The 1,147-nt window shown below is 47.4% G+C and carries 1 protein-coding gene; it reads right to left on the bottom strand.

Going from position 1 to position 1,147, the window contains the following annotated elements; genetic code table 11:
- The coding region (gene tuf / locus JC606_RS23170; RefSeq protein ID WP_198779558.1) for an elongation factor Tu at positions 1-1,147 on the bottom strand (1,147 nt) is incomplete at both ends.

Genomic DNA, 1,147 nt, shown 5'->3' with positions numbered 1-1,147 from the left:
GTACGGCCACCTTCACGGATAGCGAAACGTAGGCCTTCGTCCATTGCGATTGGAGCGATTAGCTCAACAGTCATTTGAACGTTGTCACCTGGCATTACCATTTCTACGCCTTCTGGTAGAGTGATGTCGCCTGTTACGTCAGTTGTACGGAAGTAGAACTGTGGACGGTAACCTTTGAAGAAAGGAGTGTGACGGCCGCCTTCGTCTTTAGAAAGTACGTATACTTCAGACTCGAACTTAGTGTGTGGGTTGATAGAACCTTTAGCAGATAGTACTTGGCCACGTTCAACTTCGTCACGCTTAGTACCACGTAGAAGTGCACCAACGTTCTCACCTGCACGACCTTCGTCAAGCAGCTTACGGAACATTTCAACACCAGTACAAGTAGTAAGAGTAGTTTCTTTGATACCAACGATTTCTACTTCGTCACCTACACGTAGGATACCACGCTCGATACGACCAGTTACAACAGTACCACGACCTTGGATCGAGAATACGTCTTCGATTGGTAGTAGGAACGGTTGGTCAACTGCACGCTCTGGCTCAGGGATGTAAGAATCTAGTGCTTCTGCAAGCTCAACGATCTTGTCTTCCCACTGCTTCTCGCCGTTTAGTGCGCCAAGTGCAGAACCTTGGATAACTGGTAGGTCATCACCTGGGAAGTCGTACTCAGAAAGAAGTTCACGAACTTCCATTTCTACTAGCTCAAGTAGCTCTTCGTCATCAACCATGTCACATTTGTTCATGAATACGATGATGTAAGGGATACCAACTTGACGACCAAGTAGGATGTGCTCACGAGTTTGAGGCATTGGGCCGTCAGTCGCAGCAACAACTAGGATACCACCGTCCATTTGCGCAGCACCAGTGATCATGTTTTTAACATAATCCGCGTGTCCTGGGCAGTCTACGTGTGCGTAGTGACGTGATGGAGTGTCGTACTCAACGTGAGAAGTAGCGATTGTGATACCGCGCTCACGCTCTTCTGGAGCGTTATCGATAGATGCGAAATCTTTAGCAACACCACCGTACACTTTTGCAAGTGTAGTACAGATAGCAGCAGTTAGAGTTGTTTTACCGTGGTCAACGTGGCCGATAGTACCAACGTTTACGTGCGGTTTCGTACGTTCAAATTTTTCTTTAGACA

It is taken from the genome of Vibrio sp. IB15 (assembly GCF_016406055.1).
Classification (GTDB): domain Bacteria; phylum Pseudomonadota; class Gammaproteobacteria; order Enterobacterales; family Vibrionaceae; genus Vibrio; species Vibrio chagasii.
Note: the sequence above shows the minus strand (reverse complement) of the source record. Positions and strands in the feature narration are given on the sequence as shown.